At 62.6% G+C, this 14890-nt stretch carries 16 protein-coding genes and 2 pseudogenes; 11 read left to right on the top strand and 7 right to left on the bottom strand.

Annotated features, from left to right (window positions below; translation table 11 throughout):
* Window positions 1-289: 289 nt before the first annotated feature.
* On the bottom strand, window positions 290-982 hold the full coding sequence (locus M3A49_RS25110; RefSeq protein ID WP_266231482.1) for an alpha/beta family hydrolase: 693 nt from the start codon (window positions 980-982) through the stop codon (window positions 290-292).
* 242 nt (window positions 983-1224) lie between these two features.
* Complete coding sequence (locus tag M3A49_RS25105) at window positions 1225-1485, bottom strand: hypothetical protein (RefSeq protein ID WP_266231481.1); 261 nt, start codon at window positions 1483-1485, stop codon at window positions 1225-1227.
* 246 nt (window positions 1486-1731) lie between these two features.
* On the opposite strand from M3A49_RS25105, the gene M3A49_RS25100 reads away from it, so the two are divergent.
* Window positions 1732-2589, top strand: coding sequence for an MBL fold metallo-hydrolase (locus tag M3A49_RS25100; RefSeq protein ID WP_266231480.1), 858 nt, complete (start codon window positions 1732-1734; stop codon window positions 2587-2589).
* Between the two features lie 224 nt (window positions 2590-2813).
* On the opposite strand, the gene M3A49_RS25095 is transcribed toward M3A49_RS25100, so the two are convergent.
* The gene (locus M3A49_RS25095) at window positions 2814-3845 is read right to left on the bottom strand and encodes an AraC family transcriptional regulator (protein WP_266231479.1); all 1032 of its coding nucleotides are present in this window, start codon (window positions 3843-3845) and stop codon (window positions 2814-2816) included.
* A gap of 142 nt (window positions 3846-3987) precedes the next feature.
* Here M3A49_RS25095 and M3A49_RS25090 point away from each other — a divergent pair, with 142 nt between their 5' ends.
* The 9 genes and pseudogenes from M3A49_RS25090 to M3A49_RS25050 all read left to right on the top strand — a co-directional run.
* Window positions 3988-4395 carry a carboxymuconolactone decarboxylase family protein gene (locus tag M3A49_RS25090; protein ID WP_266231478.1) on the top strand — a complete coding sequence of 136 codons (408 nt, stop codon included), beginning with the start codon at window positions 3988-3990 and terminating at the stop codon, window positions 4393-4395.
* Between the two features lie 44 nt (window positions 4396-4439).
* A complete protein-coding gene (locus M3A49_RS25085; protein WP_266231477.1) occupies window positions 4440-5495 on the top strand; it encodes a 3-keto-5-aminohexanoate cleavage protein in 1056 nt (351 codons plus the stop codon).
* 74 nt (window positions 5496-5569) lie between these two features.
* On the top strand, window positions 5570-6850 hold the full coding sequence (locus M3A49_RS25080) for an MFS transporter (RefSeq protein WP_323183247.1): 1281 nt from the start codon (window positions 5570-5572) through the stop codon (window positions 6848-6850).
* A gap of 2 nt (window positions 6851-6852) precedes the next feature.
* Window positions 6853-7689, top strand: coding sequence for an SDR family NAD(P)-dependent oxidoreductase (locus M3A49_RS25075; protein WP_266231476.1), 837 nt, complete (start codon window positions 6853-6855; stop codon window positions 7687-7689).
* Window positions 7690-7701: 12 nt separating this feature from the next.
* Complete coding sequence (locus M3A49_RS25070) at window positions 7702-7938, top strand: DUF1289 domain-containing protein (RefSeq protein ID WP_266231475.1); 237 nt, start codon at window positions 7702-7704, stop codon at window positions 7936-7938.
* A 27-nt stretch (window positions 7939-7965) separates the two neighbouring features.
* Window positions 7966-8150, top strand: a pseudogene (locus M3A49_RS25065) (hypothetical protein); the annotation flags it as partial.
* 81 nt (window positions 8151-8231) lie between these two features.
* Window positions 8232-9377, top strand: coding sequence for a porin (locus M3A49_RS25060; RefSeq protein WP_266231474.1), 1146 nt, complete (start codon window positions 8232-8234; stop codon window positions 9375-9377).
* A 32-nt stretch (window positions 9378-9409) separates the two neighbouring features.
* Window positions 9410-9796, top strand: a complete 387-nt coding sequence (locus M3A49_RS25055) for a BON domain-containing protein (protein WP_266231473.1) — start codon at window positions 9410-9412, stop codon at window positions 9794-9796.
* Window positions 9797-9998: 202 nt separating this feature from the next.
* Window positions 9999-10226 (top strand): annotated as a pseudogene (locus M3A49_RS25050) (GNAT family N-acetyltransferase); the annotation flags it as partial.
* 1 nt (window position 10227) lies between these two features.
* Here M3A49_RS25050 and M3A49_RS25045 read toward each other — a convergent pair.
* The 3 genes from M3A49_RS25045 to gcvA all read right to left on the bottom strand — a co-directional run bounded on the left by M3A49_RS25045 (window position 10228) and on the right by gcvA (window position 12982).
* Window positions 10228-11607 carry an MFS transporter gene (locus M3A49_RS25045; RefSeq protein WP_266231472.1) on the bottom strand — a complete coding sequence of 460 codons (1380 nt, stop codon included), beginning with the start codon at window positions 11605-11607 and terminating at the stop codon, window positions 10228-10230.
* A gap of 34 nt (window positions 11608-11641) precedes the next feature.
* Window positions 11642-11953, bottom strand: a complete 312-nt coding sequence (locus tag M3A49_RS25040) for a winged helix-turn-helix transcriptional regulator (RefSeq protein ID WP_254353139.1) — start codon at window positions 11951-11953, stop codon at window positions 11642-11644.
* A gap of 129 nt (window positions 11954-12082) precedes the next feature.
* Window positions 12083-12982, bottom strand: coding sequence for a transcriptional regulator GcvA (gene gcvA, locus M3A49_RS25035; protein WP_254353140.1), 900 nt, complete (start codon window positions 12980-12982; stop codon window positions 12083-12085).
* A 144-nt stretch (window positions 12983-13126) separates the two neighbouring features.
* Here gcvA and M3A49_RS25030 point away from each other — a divergent pair, with 144 nt between their 5' ends.
* Window positions 13127-14410: an adenylosuccinate synthase gene (locus tag M3A49_RS25030; protein WP_266231471.1), complete on the top strand. Its 1284-nt coding sequence runs from the start codon at window positions 13127-13129 to the stop codon at window positions 14408-14410.
* Window positions 14411-14425: 15 nt separating this feature from the next.
* Here the strand turns inward: M3A49_RS25030 and M3A49_RS25025 are convergent, their stop codons facing one another.
* Window positions 14426-14836 (bottom strand): VOC family protein, encoded by a 411-nt coding sequence (locus M3A49_RS25025; protein WP_266231470.1) that lies wholly within the window; start codon window positions 14834-14836, stop codon window positions 14426-14428.
* Window positions 14837-14890: the final 54 nt, after the last annotated feature.

Here is a 14890-nt window from a genome sequence, read left to right as displayed (position 1 = left end):
AGTTGAAGTCTTTGTAGATTTATCGACTCGCGCCTGATTTCCTGGACTCATCCACCGACACAGTTTGACGCCACGAATTGCGTGAGATACGACTTAGGGTCTCTCCACCAACGAGCGCCAACTACAGCAGCGAAGTTGCCGACACCATCCCTCTGACGCGACAGGCGTCGCTTATCGTGGCTATGCGACAGACCATCTGCGGATAGCGAAGGGATTGAGCGGGCGAGTGCAGCACGGCGAGTTCGCCGGCTCCCCGTCCCGACTCTGCTACTAGCATTCCTGCGCTTGCTCAGGTAACTGGCACGAACTCTCCTTCGGCGAAGAACCACGCCGACATCGTCCGTGCCAGTTCGAGCACGACCTCCGCGTCGGTCCGGCCGGAGGACGCGCGCACGTGGAAGGAATGATCTGCGTCGTCCACCACATGCAGCGTGGCGCGTGGCCCCAGCGTCTCGACGACCGACCTCAGCAGGTGAAGCTCGGCCAGCTTGTCGCGCGTGCCCTGCAGGAAGAGAATCGGCACCGTGACGTCCGCCAGGTGCCGTGCCCGCTCCACGCCGGGCGCGCCCGCCGGGTGCAGCGGGAATGCGACGAAAGCGAGGCCACGCACGCCGTCGAGCAGGGCGATGGCTTGGGCCTGGGACGTCATGCGGCCGCCGAACGACCTGCCGCCCGCGAAGAGCGGCAGGGCTGGCAGCCGCCGGCGTGCCTCTGCGACTGCTGCCTGCACGGCAGCATGTGCCACGGCCGGCGAGTCCACCCGCTTGGAGCCCCGCTCCATGTACGGAAACTGGTAGCGCAATGTGGCGACATCGGCCGCCGCAAGCGCGTCGGCCAATGACGACATGCCGGCATGCTGCATGCCCGCCCCGGCACCGTGCGCGAAGACATACAGGGCTCGCGCGTCCTCCGGCACTCGGAGGAGCGCAGAGACCTTAGTGCCGTCGGGCAGTGCCAGGGAAAGCGATTCTGGGTCGTCCATCGTATTCAGGTCGTGTCGTTGTGGCCATTGCGCCGATTCTGCATCAATGAGGCATCGGGGAGCGTTTGTGGCGGCGTCCGGCAAGGCATTGCGCAGGCGGAGTTTGCCGGCCGATCCACGGAGCGCGCGCCCATCGTGAACGGCGCCGCAGTCGCGATGTGTCGGTTGACGACCGCAAGCCCGACGGCGTAATTGCATGCCTGCATCATTGTCAGCGAACTGTTACGACACGGCAATCAGCGTCAAAGGAAGTTCTCGAAGGGCAGTTCATTTAGCTGGCTCTCTGGAAGAGCATGTCCGGCTGCAGAAAGTTCTGGGTTCGGCCAAATAGCGTCGTTCGCGTGATTGTTGCGAATGACAATGTCAGCCATCCGGATCCCATGGCAGCACTTATCTTGCCCACGGACCGTGGACACCTTGAATTTGGCGTCGGTCATTGTTTCAAAGGGCAGCGGTGCCTCGTAGCCGATCGTTGGGTGACGCCGCGTGCCGCAGTCGATCATGCGCGAACGGCCGTCGGACTCGCACGAGCGCTCAGTCAAATACTAGCGAGTCGAATGACGGCATTGGGTCGATCTGGCGCCTTCGCCAGCGGCCCAAATTCGTGCAATGACGGTTAGGCAAGAGGTGACGCGCTACGAAGCTCGTGGCTCCGACTTCCTCCCGTTGCTCCGGTCGTGTCTTTGGCGGTTGAAAGGTCTATGATGGGACTGTGAGGTTGCCATGCGTTGTCAGGACCCGAGCATCGAATGAAGCCACCACGCAATACCGACTCCGCGCCTGGAGAGTGGTATATCGACACAGCGTGCATCAATTGCGGTGCATCGCGTCATGTCGCGCCCGGGCTGATCGTCGAGCGAAACGACAAAAGTATCTTCGTTCGGCAGCCCGGCACGCCGGAAGAGCAGCTTGCTGCCTGGCGTGCGGTGTTCGTATGCCCGACAGCATCGGTACGCAGCGAAACGAAGCAGCTTCGTCCGAACGCGGTGATCTTTCCACAGCAGATCACATCAGGCGTGTGGCGCTGCGGATTCAACTCACGCTCATCGTTTGGCGCACATTCTTATTTTGCCTCGCGTGCGGACGGCAATCTGCTGATCGACTCACCGCGCTATGCGGCAGAGCTCGTCAAATGGTTCGACGACGCCGGTGGCATCGCACACATTCTTTTGTCGCATCGTGACGACGTCGCAGACGCGGACAAATACGCGCGTCGATTCGGCGCGCGCGTCTGGATTCACCGGGAGGACAGTTCGGCTGCCCCCTATGCAACGGATCTGCTCGACGACGTGTCGGCGCCGACCATTGCGGCTGGTGTACAGGCAGTCCCCGTGCCCGGTCACACTCGGGGTAGCGTCGTGTATCTCCTCGACGATCGCATTCTCTGCTCGGGTGATTCGCTTGCCTGGAGCCCACGCGAGCAGGACCTCGTCGCATTCAGGGACGCGTGCTGGTACTCATGGACCGAGCTCACCGAATCGCTCAGCAAGCTGGCCGTGTATCGTTTCGAATGGCTGCTTCCTGGTCACGGCTGGCTCGCGCACTTGCCGGCCAAGGAAATGAGTGCTCGCTTGGTCGCATTAGTTGCACGCATGCGAAATGGTTGAAGTCGCCGGGATAGCTCCTTCCGGCATGAGGCGCTTCGAATCCTCCCTGATTCCAGCCCTGCAATGAGGTGGCAGGACTCGGCCACCTACGGCCGTTCGACCGCGCTTTCTGGCGGACATTCGAACGTCGGAAACGGACAATCCACCGATGATCAAACTCGTTGCATCCTCGACCAAACCGCCCATCCTGCTCCAATAATTCGCAGACCAATGCGCTTGCAGCGCTAAACGAACTTATCATCGGCGCTTGCGCTTCGTTGTGCCTCTTCGCGGCGCCACTTAGAAACGCTGCACCCGAAGCGTCCGCTGAACCAGCGGGAGAACGCACTCAACGACGAGAATCCGATCAGTGAGGCGACTTCAGACAGCGGCCTGTTGCCGCTACCGACATACCGCTTCACCATCTCTATCCGTACCGAATCGACAATCGACAGATAACTCTCGCCGTACGGTGCGAGATGGCGATGCACAGTCCTGCGATCCATGCCCAGATGCTGCGCAATCCGATCGACCGAACAGGTGCCTGAAGGCAGTAGCGCAACGATCAGCTTCCTGATCTTGTCGGGCATCGTCGCGCTGGACTGCAGCAGCATCGAATCCAGGTAGCGGCGCACCTGCTGCGCCATGACCGGATCGTAGGCAGGGATCGCGGCGTCAAGATCGGACGCGAGACACACAATGCCGTCGAAATCCTGGTTGAATTCGACGGTCACGCCAAATACGCGCGTATGAATCGTCGTGCCGGCCGGAGCATGATGCGTGAAGCAGACGGTGCGGGGTTTCCAGGCGGCGCCCAGCACCATGCCCAGTACGCGGTAGAGGACCCCCAGTACCAGCTCCGTTGCCTGACGCATCGAACCCGGTATGCCGCCCACGATGTCCTCGCGGATGACCGCCAGACCCTCCGATTCCTCGATACGCATCACCACTGCCTCGTTCTGCAGCCGAAGGTAGTGCGACGCGGATTCCAGCGCCTTTCGCAGCGTTGGCTGTTCCCGCATTACAAATCCGAGCGCGCCGAGGTTCGAGATGTGGCGGGTCTCGGCCATGCGCAGCCCCAGATCCTCGACCGCTGCGGACCGGGCCGATGTCTCCAGCAGCCGCGCGACCGCCTCGGCCCGAATCATGATGTCGGGGTCGAGCAGCACAGACCGCTCAATTCCTGCGTCGCCCAACTGCTGATAGGGATCGAGACCCAGCGACCGGGCCACCTCGACGTAATTGGTGAGGGCTGCACTGCGAAGCAGATAGGACATATCGTTTTCCCGTAGCGTCCCAGAATGTAAATTATTTGTCCCAATCCGTCAAACGTCTTCCTGCCGAACCCGGATACTTGTCTCCGTTGGCACAGCACCGGGCAATCTACCGATTCTTTCAGGAATACCGAGGACACAGGCAATGAGCAATGAGACGAACCACAGCGCCACGACAGTGTGCGATCAGCTGCGCGCCACAGGCAACTGGAATCCTGCGTGGGATGCCATTGCCGAACTCGATCCCGTGTGGGCCGAGAAATTCATGACGATGGGCGCACACACCATGGTGTCCGGGGTGCTTGAACCCAAGGTGCTCGAGTTCCTTGCCATCGCAGTCGATTCGTCCTGCACGCACATGTATGCGCCGGGCACGCGCCGCCATATCCGCAAGGCGCTCGAACTGGGCGCCACGAAGGAAGAGATCGCAGCGGTTCTGCAGGCCGTCAGTGTCCTTGGCATTCATTCGTCCAGTCTCGGCGCACCAATCCTGCTGGAGGAGCTGGCCGCGTTTGAGCAGGCAAAGTGCAGGGGGGCACAGGCTGCTGCCTGACGCCACCAACACACCAACCCCATTCTTGATAAGGAATACACATCATGCATTTCATGGACGACTCGCTGCTGCCTGAAAATCAGCAAAAACTGGTCATTCAGGTGGCGCCGTACGGGCCGCAATGGATCCCCGGTGATTCAGACGATATCCCGGTCACGATGGAAGAACAGGTGCAGAAGGCCGTGGACTGCTACAACGCAGGCGCGACGGTGCTGCACGTGCACGTGCGCGAAGAGGATGGCAAGGGCAGCAAGCGTCTGTCGAAGTTCAACGAGATGCTCGCCCTTCTGCGCGAAGCGGTGCCGAAGATGATCCTGCAGGTCGGCGGTTCGATCTCGTTCGCACCGGAAAGCGACGGCGAAATGGCGAAATGGGCGAACGACGACACGCGCCACATGCTCGCGGAACTGGACCCGCGTCCCGAACAGGTGACCGTGGCGATCAACACGGGCCAGATGAACATCATGGAGTTGCTGACCGAGGCCGACATCGCCGGCACCTCGTTCATGAACCCCGCGCTTCAGGCGGCTTACCGCGACATGATCTCGCCGTCCAATCCGTCGTGGCATGTCGAGCACATCCGGCGGCTGTTTGCCGCCGGCATCCAGCCGCAATTCATGCTGGGCAATCTCGCGCAGTTCGAAACGCTCGAGCGTCTGATCCGCAAGGGCGTCTATACCGGCCCGCTCAACCTCAATTACGTGGCCATCGGCGGCGGCGCTGCAGGGCTGCATCCGGCCGACATGCTGGAGTTCGCGCGTCGCACGCCGGACGGTGCCGTGCTCACGATCGAAACGCTGGGCCGCAATGTCGTGCCGATGAACACGATGGCCATCGCGCTGGGCCTCCATGTGCGCGTCGGTATCGAGGACACGCTGCTCGGCCCGGACGGCAAACGTGCTACCTCCGTGCGGCAGATCGAGCAGATGGTGCGCATTGCGCGCGAACTCAATCGTGACGTCGCCAGTGCGGCGGAGGCACGCGACATCTACCAGATCGGTACCCAATGGAAGTCTGTTGAGGAGACGCTGGACAGGCTGGGCATGGTGCCGAACCGGGCACCCGAGCAGCGCGGCGTGCCGGCACGCAAGGTTGCCTGACCGGCATGTCGAGGTGCAGGGGCGGCAACATACTGCGCCTCGCATGCAGTCCAACCCATCAGGCATGGAGACAGATGATGTTCTGGAAGAAAAGCCCCGCTGCCGTCCTGGCGACCCTGCTGGTAATTCACCTGCTGGCGCACATCGACCGCAACATGCTGCTGGGGTTCTCGCCGCAGATCATCCGGGACCTGGCGCTCAGCCATACGCAATACGGGTTTCTCGCCGGCGCGGTGTGGGTACTGAGTTTTGGCGTGATGGCGATGTTCATGGGTACGCTCGCCGACCGTTTCAGCCGCCCCCGGATCATCGCTGCCGGTGTGCTGATCTGGAGCGTTTGCACCCTGGCGTCGGGCCACGCCCAGAGCTTCGGGCAGATGGTGGTGGCCCGTTTTTTTGTTGCCAGCGGAGAGGCGGCGCTGGTCCCTGCCGCAGTGGCCCTGCTGGCTGAACTCTTCTCCGGCAGGCGGCGTGGCACGGCACTGGGGCTCTTCTTCATGGGCATTCCGCTGGGTGTCGGCTGCAGTTTCCTGCTTGCTGGCAGCTTTGGCGCCACGCTCGGGTGGCGCTCCACGTTCCATGCGCTGGGCGTGATTGGCATTGCGATTGCGCTGCCGCTGGCGCTGCTCAGGGAAGACCGAAGCGCACTCGCGCCGCAGGAGCGCGGCGCACCATTCCTTGAGCAGGCGCGCGCCGCGTTGCGCACCGTTGGCAGTAATCGTGCACTGGGTTTCACGATTGTCGGTTTCGTGCTGGTGCATCTGGTTTTTGCCAGCTTCTCCTTCACGCAGCTCTGGCTCGTCGACGAGCGAGGCATGGATGCGGCCGGTATTGCCACACGGATCGGGGCGTTGCAGCTGGTATTCGGCACGCTTGGCGCGGCAGCCGGAGGCGCAGTGGGGGATCGCGCGGCGAGGCGCCTGCGCGGGGGACACGCAAGCTTCATGGCGTTGCTCGTCCTGATCTGCGCCCCGTTGATGCTGGCATATCGATTCGTACCGGCCGGCTCGCCCCTGTTCTATATCGGCATGTGTGCCGGATTCTTTCTGCCGATGGCGGCCTATGGCTCGGCCCTGACGGCCATAACCAGCATGACGCCGGCAAAGATGCGCTCGACGGTGACTGGCTTCACGATGTTGTTGATCAATGTATTCGCGCTCGCCATTGGCACGGTGGCCATTGGCATGCTGGCTGACCATTTGAAGCATGCAGGCAGCACCGCACCATTGACGGGCGTCCTGTTCGTCAACGATGTGCTGGCGATCAGCTCGGCCGTCTGGTTCGCTCTTGCGGCGCGCGCCTCAGGCAGGCAGCGCGTTGCCTCAACCGAACATGTTCAACCTGCGAGATCCTGAGAATGCAAAACCAACGTCAGAATCTGGCTGGGCGTATCGCTCTTGTTACGGGTGCCGGCCGCGGCATGGGCGGCGCCATTGCCATCGACCTGGCCCGCACGGGCGCGGACATCGCGATCTGCGACATCGACATGCCAGCGCTCGAAGCAACGCGCGCGGCGGTGGAAGCAGCCGGCGCGCAGTGTCTCGCGCTACGCTGCGATGTCTCGTCGAGCAGCGAAGTTGCCCGGCTGTTTGCCGCCATCGTCCAACGCTTCGGCACGTTGCACATTCTGGTCAACAATGCTGCGCGCGTGCCGAACACGCCGCTAGATACGATGCGCCGCAACCAGCACTACGCCTACATCACCACGCCCGTGCCGCGGCAGTCACTGGGCTTTACCGGCACCATCAGCGATGAAGAGTGGCATCGCTACTGGGATGTCAATGTGCACGGCCTCTTCTATTGCACACGCGAAGCGCTCAGGCTGATGGAGCCGCAGCGCGACGGCAGGATCATCAACATCGCGTCGATTGCCGGCATGTCGGCAATGAGCGCGCACAGTCCGCACTATTGTGCGACCAAGGGTGCGGTAATTGCTTTCACGAAGTCGGTTGCGGCCGAGGTGGCGGGTGCCAACATCTTCGTCAATGCGATGGCGCCAGGCGGCGTGGCCACGCCCGAATTCACCCAATACTTCAAGGCCGCAGGCGAGGAAAAGTGCAACCAGTTCTGGCAGCTGATACCCGCCGGACGCCTGGGCACGATGGAGGAATACGCCTCGACGGTGACCTACCTGGCTGGCGATCACTACCTCGTGGGCCAGGTGATCAGCCCCAACGGTGGCGTGGTGATCTGACCGGAGCGCCACGTGACCCGAAGCGATCACGTCATCAACCCGTGCATCAATATCTGCCGGATGGACCCGAGCGGTAAGTTCTGCCAGGGGTGCTGGAGAACGCTCCGTGAGATTGGCCTATGGGATCGGATGACTGACCAGCAGAAGGCCGAAATCGCAGCGGCGGTCGAACGCCGCCGACCCACATTCGCGTGCCGTTTGACGCCGCGCCACGACTGCGATGTTTTAGAAAATGGATTGCGAGAGTGAACGGATTGATGCTGCAAAAGCAGTTGCTGGTTCCCGACCGGCGATATCGCGACGATCGATGCGGACGGCTTCATGCAGATCCCTGACCGCAGATTGCGAAGCGGTGGATGCCGGACGCGGTCGTGTTCGTCGAGGCGCTGCGCATGGGTGCCACCGGCAAGGTGCTGAAGAACCAGCTGCGCGAAGCGTTCCATGACTATCTGCTGGTCTGATTTCCGGGCGGATGGTTGCTTGGTATCGAACGCGGATGGACGTCGTTACGGGTTGCTTGGATATACCAAACAGGAGACAAAATGAAACTGAAGTGGTTGGTGGCAGTTGTGCTGGCTGCAATGGGAGGCACCACGTACGCGCAGTCATCGGTGACGCTGTATGGCGTCATCGATTCGGGGTTGTTGTATCAGAGCGCGAATGCAGCGAACTTTCAGTCGAAAGTGAACCTCGGCCATGTCTACGAGCTCAAGGATGGCGGGATCTATTCGAGCATCTGGGGTCTCAAGGGCAGCGAAGACATCGGGGGTGGCTACAAGGTCGGTTTCAGGTTGCAGGGGTCATTCAACAGTTCGAACGGCAAGCCCGGGCTGGCCGACACGCCGGGTGCCACAGCGCTGTTCAACCAGCAGACGACGGTGGGTGTATCGAGCCCGTTCGGTACGATCGACATGGGCCGGCAGATCGTGCCGATGATCTATGCGATGGCAGATACGGACGTACGGAACGCCCAGTACTTCGGCAGTATCCTGACCGCATGGCTAGGCATGAACCAGGCCGCGGGCTGGCAGGGCCTCAGCACGAACGGCCCGATCGGCGCGCTGTACGACGACAACGCGATCGTCTACCGGTCGCCGAAGTTCTACGGCGCGTCGCTTGCGCTCGAGTATGCTCCCGGCGGCGTTCCGGGTCGGTTCCAGGGCGGCACGCGCGAGTCCGCCGTGCTGCAGTATTCGAACTATGGCCTGAACCTGGCAGCTGTCTACTACAACGGTCACGACACGAATCCATTCACGCAGACGGGCCCCACGACAATCGTCACGGCGCCGTCGACCGGCTTGGCCAACAACCGCTTCTGGTATCTGGGCGCGCAGTACACCTTCCACGATTTTTCCGTGTCAACGTCATACAGCATCGGCAAGAACCCCGCGAACAGTGGCCACGCCAACTTCGAGATGATTTCCGGGGGGCTCGGCTACAAGTTCAGCCCGGCTTTCAAGGTCACCTCGGGCTTCTATTACCTGAAGGATCGTAACCACTCATCCAGTCAATCGAACGAGTTTGCGCTGGGCGCCGAATACAACCTGTCCAAAACCACCCTCGCCTACACGCAGGTCGGCTATGTCAACAACCGCGGCAACATGAGCCAGACAATCACCTACGGTGCGCCCGTTCCGGAAGGCAGGTCAACCACGGCGGCGATGGTCGGTATCCGCCATAGCTTCTGATCTCCCCACGCAGATAACAAGTGGAACATGCAATGAAAACAAACTGGGCGCTCGGGATCGCGGGCGGCGTATTGATCGCGTTGGCATCGGTTCATGCCTGGGCGCAGGTGGGTGTAAGCGAAACGAGCGCCGCTTCGAACGGAACCGCGGTTGCGGCCTCGGGCAGCATGACGGCGAAAGACATCCGAAAAGCCGATCATGCGCTGCGCCGCAAGGTCTACTCCGCGATCGTCACGCACAACAACGAGATCAACGCTGGCAACATCAGCGTCATCGCGAAGGGCGGCGCAGTGACGCTCGACGGCACCGTGGTCGATGCATCGCAGATCGACAAAGTGAGCGAGATCGCGAAAGGCGTTCCGGGCGTCACATCCGTTACCAACAAGTTGACGGTCAAAAAGCCGTTTGGCGGGCAGTAACTGGGCTTGGCGGCGATCCGACAGAGCCTGATGTGATGTCGGGGCAGGCGCTTAACGCCCAATCCATTGAGCGCATCTGCATGCAGTCACGCGCTGTCGCGCATACAGGCTCTTGCACCTGACTTGCGAGTGAACGTCGTGTACTCCAGTCATCGCGATTCGCTGGAAGATCTCGCGGCGGGGCGCGCTCATTTCGCGCTCAGTTTCGCTGTCCGTCGTCGTCGACCCCGCCGAGCAAGGCAAAGGCTACTCGACGCTGCTGATGGAGACCTTCGTTGGCCGCATGCGAGCGTTGGGCAAAGCCACCATCCACCTGATGTGCAAGGACCGGCACGTCGATCTGTACCGGAAGTTCGGCTACGAGTACGTGAGACCGTCCGACTCCGACCACGGTGGCATGGTGTGGCACGAGATGATCCTCGTGCTCTGACTCAGCGATTCTGCTCGGACACCTCTCCGGCATCGGCATCGGTCTCGCGCGCATCATGGCGCGAAACTCCTGCGTTCCCGATGGACTCTGTTGCCGCGCCCGTCTCAGCGGGCGGCAGCGGTCCGGCCGCCTCGTCACCGAGCAAGGGGCGCTCGGGGTGCACGAACAGCCATAGCAGCGCACCGCAGGCGGCCGCCGCGCCGATTACGATCATGCCGCTTGCCCAGCTATGCGTGACCTTGACGATCAAAGCCAGCGTCATGGGGCCCGCGACGTTCGAGAGGGCCCCCCACACGTTTGTCCAGCCCGACATGACACCGGCAAACGCGCGCCCGAGATCCTGCGTGGCAGACCACACGACCACCTGCACGAATCCCACCGCGGCAAAGGACAGGCACAGCAAGCCGATGACCATCGCAATCGAATCCGCGCGCGAAGCCGCCGTCAATGCGGTTGCGCTCACGACAAATCCGGTCATCGCAACGGGCGTGCGCGCCCGATAGATCGAGCCGGTCCTTCGAAGCAGCCAGTCGCTGAACGCGCCTGCGACGAATACCGCCACGAACACGGCAACCCAGGGCAACGATGCGTAGAGGCCCATCGCCTTGAGCGAAAGCCCGCGTGCACGCATGAGGTAGGTTGGCAGCCACGTCGTATAGAAGCTCTGGATCAGCACCAGCAGGAAGTACTGGACACCGAAGATCCAGAAGCGCCACTGCCTCAGACAGCGCCTGAGCGCGCCTCTCGCTGCCGCGCGCTCGGGTGGCTGGCCGGCTGCGATGTACTCGACCTCTGCCTTCGTGATGAGCGGATGTGCCGCCGGCGTGTCGCGGTAGCCGAACCACCAGATCGCGCCGAGCAGCAGGCCCAGTGCGCCGAATCCGAAGAAGACGGCATGCCAGCCGAACCGCGCGATGGTCCACGCCGTAAGCGGCGCTGAAACGATCGGGCCGAGATAAAGTCCTGCGAGCAGGAGCGCATTGCCTTTTGCGCGCTCGCTGGCCGGAACCCAGCGCTTGAGCGCGACGACACTGCTCGACCAGTCCGCCGACTGCGCCCCGCCCAGCACGAGGCGGCACCCGAAGAGCCAGGCGAACGAGGTGCCCAGGGGCGTGGCAAGCATCATGAGCGACCAGAGCGTGCTCGTGCCGAACAGCACCTTGCGCGACCCGAAGCGTTCGGCAGCGCGGCCGGCCGGTATCTGGCCGATTGCATAGGCCCAGAAGTAGATCGTGAGAATCATCGACATCTCGACGATCGACAGGCCCAGTTCGTTCTGTATCGTCGGGGCCGCGACGGCCATGGCCGTGCGGTCGAGCGTCATCACGAACGTCAGTGGCGCAACGAGCAATGCCACGATCTTCCAGCGGAGATGGTTCACGGTGTGCAACATCCCTTGTACGAAAAACCGCGAATTACGCCTCGCGGTCGGCGTGATCGGGATCGGCGGCTTCAAACCCTTGCGGATCGCGCTCGGCCCACTGATGCGCCCAGGCCAGCAGCGGCTGCAATGCGGTCAAAAGCTTCCTGCCTTCGGCTGTCATTCGGTAACCGCCATCGCCGTGCTCGACGAGACCGGACGCCCGCAATTCCGCGAGCCGCGTATTGAGCAGGCGGGCATTCGTGTCGCACGCTTCCTGGAGCGCGCGAAACGTCATCGCCTCGCCGCGAAGTTCCCACAGTATCCGCAGTGCGGTACGCCGCCCGAGCAGGTCCAGCACGACCATGATTGGCCGTCCGGTGGTCGAGCCGCGAACGGGTTGTCCTGGCCGTGGAATCTTCATGCTTTACTTTTTAAAGCATCGAATCCAGGCTGTCAACCCGTGAGCGCGGAACATGCGATGCGCCATCTGGCGCTACGCATGATGTGAAAAGCGCTGGCCGAGTTCGCGCAACCAAGCCAGAAAGGTGTTGATTGCCGGATCGTCGAGGCGCGCGTCGCGGACATAGCTGCAGTAGCGCCATGCCGGTAGGGCGGGGCCGTCGAACGGGAACACGAGACGGCCCTCTTTGACGTCGAGCGCGACAAGCGCGGTAGGGCCCATTGCAATCCCCAGACCGTCAATGGCGGCTTGCAGGGTCAAATAAAAGTGATCCAGTTGCTGGGAATGGCGCGTGGCAAGCCCTGGGTGGCCGCTCGCCGCAAGCCATTCCGCCCAAAGGCCGGGGTAGGTCGCCGTGTGAAGCAGGGTGTGGTGCGCCAGGTCCGAAACGCGGTGTATCGGGTGAGACTCCAGCACCTTGGGTGAGCACACCGGCAGCCGGACTTCCGATAAAAACTCCTTGACCGCATACCCCGCCGACTTCTGCTCGCTTCCGCGAATCGCCACGTCGCATTCGTCGCCGAGCTTTTCGATTGGCTCGTCCGAAGTCGTCAGCCGAACCTCGACCGCCGGATTGGTCAGCTGGAAGCTGGAAAGTTGCGGCAATAGCCAGCGCAACGCGAACGTCGTCGGCGCGTTGACCCTCACGATCTGCGCGCGCGTGGCCCGAAGCTGCTCACTGGTTGCCAGCGCGATGCGATCCAGCGCCGCCGATACCTCGGCCAGGTAGGCGCGCCCCGACGCGGTCAAGACGACCCTGCGGCCGCGACGCTCGAACAGGTCGAGTCCAAGCCAGTCCTCCAGTTGCCGAACTTGTCGGCTAACGGCCCCGTGCGTGACGCAAAGCTCCTCGGCCGCCACCGAAAAGCTCTCCGCGCGGGCGGCGGCTTCGAATACGCGCAGGGCGTTCAACGGCGGTAGACGACGCGACATCAACCCACACTCCTATGTGACTTTTTCTGACAAGCACCGTGAGTTTACATCGCTTTTCGTGGCAGCAGCGTAGCCCTATATTGAGCCCCTTGCAGCAGTTCCGGTTCTGGATCTGTTCGATTAACTCACCAGGGGAAATCTCGCATGTCGAATGTCGTCGTGGTCGGCGCGCAGTGGGGCGATGAGGGAAAGGGCCGGATCGTGGATTGGCTCGCGGAGAAGGCGGATATCGTTGTCCGTTACAACGGTGGGCACAACGCCGGGCACACGCTGGTGGTGGACGGCCAGACCTACAAGCTTGCGCTGCTTCCCAGCGGCGTCGTGCGCGGGAAGCTTGGCCTGATCGGCAATGGCGTCGCGCTCGATCCCGAGGCGCTGCTCGCGGAGATCGACCGCATGGCGGCGATGGGCATCCGCGTCACGCCGGAGGTACTGCAGATTGCCGAGACGGCCACGCTGGTCCTGCCGGTGCATCGCGCGATTGACGCTGCCCAGGAACGGATGCGCGCGAAGCCGCTCGGCACCACTTTGCGCGGCATTGGTCCGGCATACGAAGACAAGGTCGGGCGTCGCGGCCTGCGCGTGTGCGACCTGGCTGAACCGGAACTGCTGGCCCAGAAGCTCGAGGTTCTGCTCGAGCACCATAACGCCTGGCTTCGCGGCTCGGGCCAGGAGCCGTTCCCGCGCGAGCCGATGTTGAGCGGCCTGCTCGCCATGGCGCCGCGCATCCTGCCGTTCGTGGGCCGCGTCTGGGAGCAGCTCGACCACGCCCGTTCGTTGGGCAAGCGCGTGGTATTCGAAGGCTCGCAAGCGGTCATGCTCGACGTGGATTGGGGCAGCTACCCCTATGTGACGTCGTCGAGCACCATTGCCGCCGGCGCAGCCAGCGGCGCCGGCATCGCTCCGTCGCAACTAGGGCGCGTGCTTGGCGTCAGCAAGGTCTATGCAACGCGTGTTGGCGAAGGTCCGTTCACGTCGGAACTGGACGGCGCGCTCGGCGACGTGCTCCGGCAGCGCGGCGGCGAGTACGGGGTCAACACCGGCCGTCCGCGCCGCTGCGGCTGGCTGGACACCGTGCAGTTGCGTCAAAGCTGCAAAGTCGCAGGCATCAACCAGCTCGCGCTGACCAAGCTCGATGTGCTCGATGGCTTCGAGTCGGTGCAGCTCTGTGTAGGCTATATGCTCGATGGGGCGCGCATCGACTACATGCCATCCACGAACGCCGAGCAGCAGCGCCTGCAGCCGGTTCTCAGGCGCTTCGAGGGCTGGGCCGATTCGACCCGTGGCGTGCGCTCCTATGGCGACCTGCCGCCGCAGGCAGCAGCGCTGATCGAAGCGATTCAGAACGAAGTCGGCGTTCCCGCGGCGATGGTCACTACCGGCCCTGAACGCGACGATGCGATCGTCCTGCAATCCCCATTCGCGTAATGGTCGAATATCGGCCTAACCTTCGCTGGCCATCCTTGAACGGATCTCGGCAGCCGAGAGGTCGCGCTGATGGGTGGCGATCTGCCAGGTATTTCCCCACGGATCTCTGACCATCGCGCGCCTGTCGCCGTATGGCAGGTCGGCCGGAACTTCGAGCGAGACCGCGTTAGCCGCAATCGCTCGCTGGTAGGTCGAATCGGTGTCCTGAACGTAGACGTACAGAAATGCCGGCATCGGCTCGCGCAGACCGTCTGAGCCGCTAACCATCACCACGGAATCGCCGATCCTGATTTCGGCAGGCAGCCCATGGCGGAACGCGCCCTGTGCCTCAAACACCGTCTTGATGAAGGCGACCAGGTTCTCCGCGTCGCGTACGACGATTCGGGGCGTGACGGTATGCCATCCATCGGGCTGAAATTTCGCCATGTCGGGCAGCCTCGCAAGAGATTCGCACGGGCATTCTCCGCCAGGTGCCGGGTT

The sequence above is a fragment of the Paraburkholderia sp. CNPSo 3076 genome (genome assembly GCF_026343935.1).
Classification (GTDB): domain Bacteria; phylum Pseudomonadota; class Gammaproteobacteria; order Burkholderiales; family Burkholderiaceae; genus Paraburkholderia; species Paraburkholderia nodosa.
This window is presented reverse-complemented; position numbering and strand designations above follow the sequence as displayed.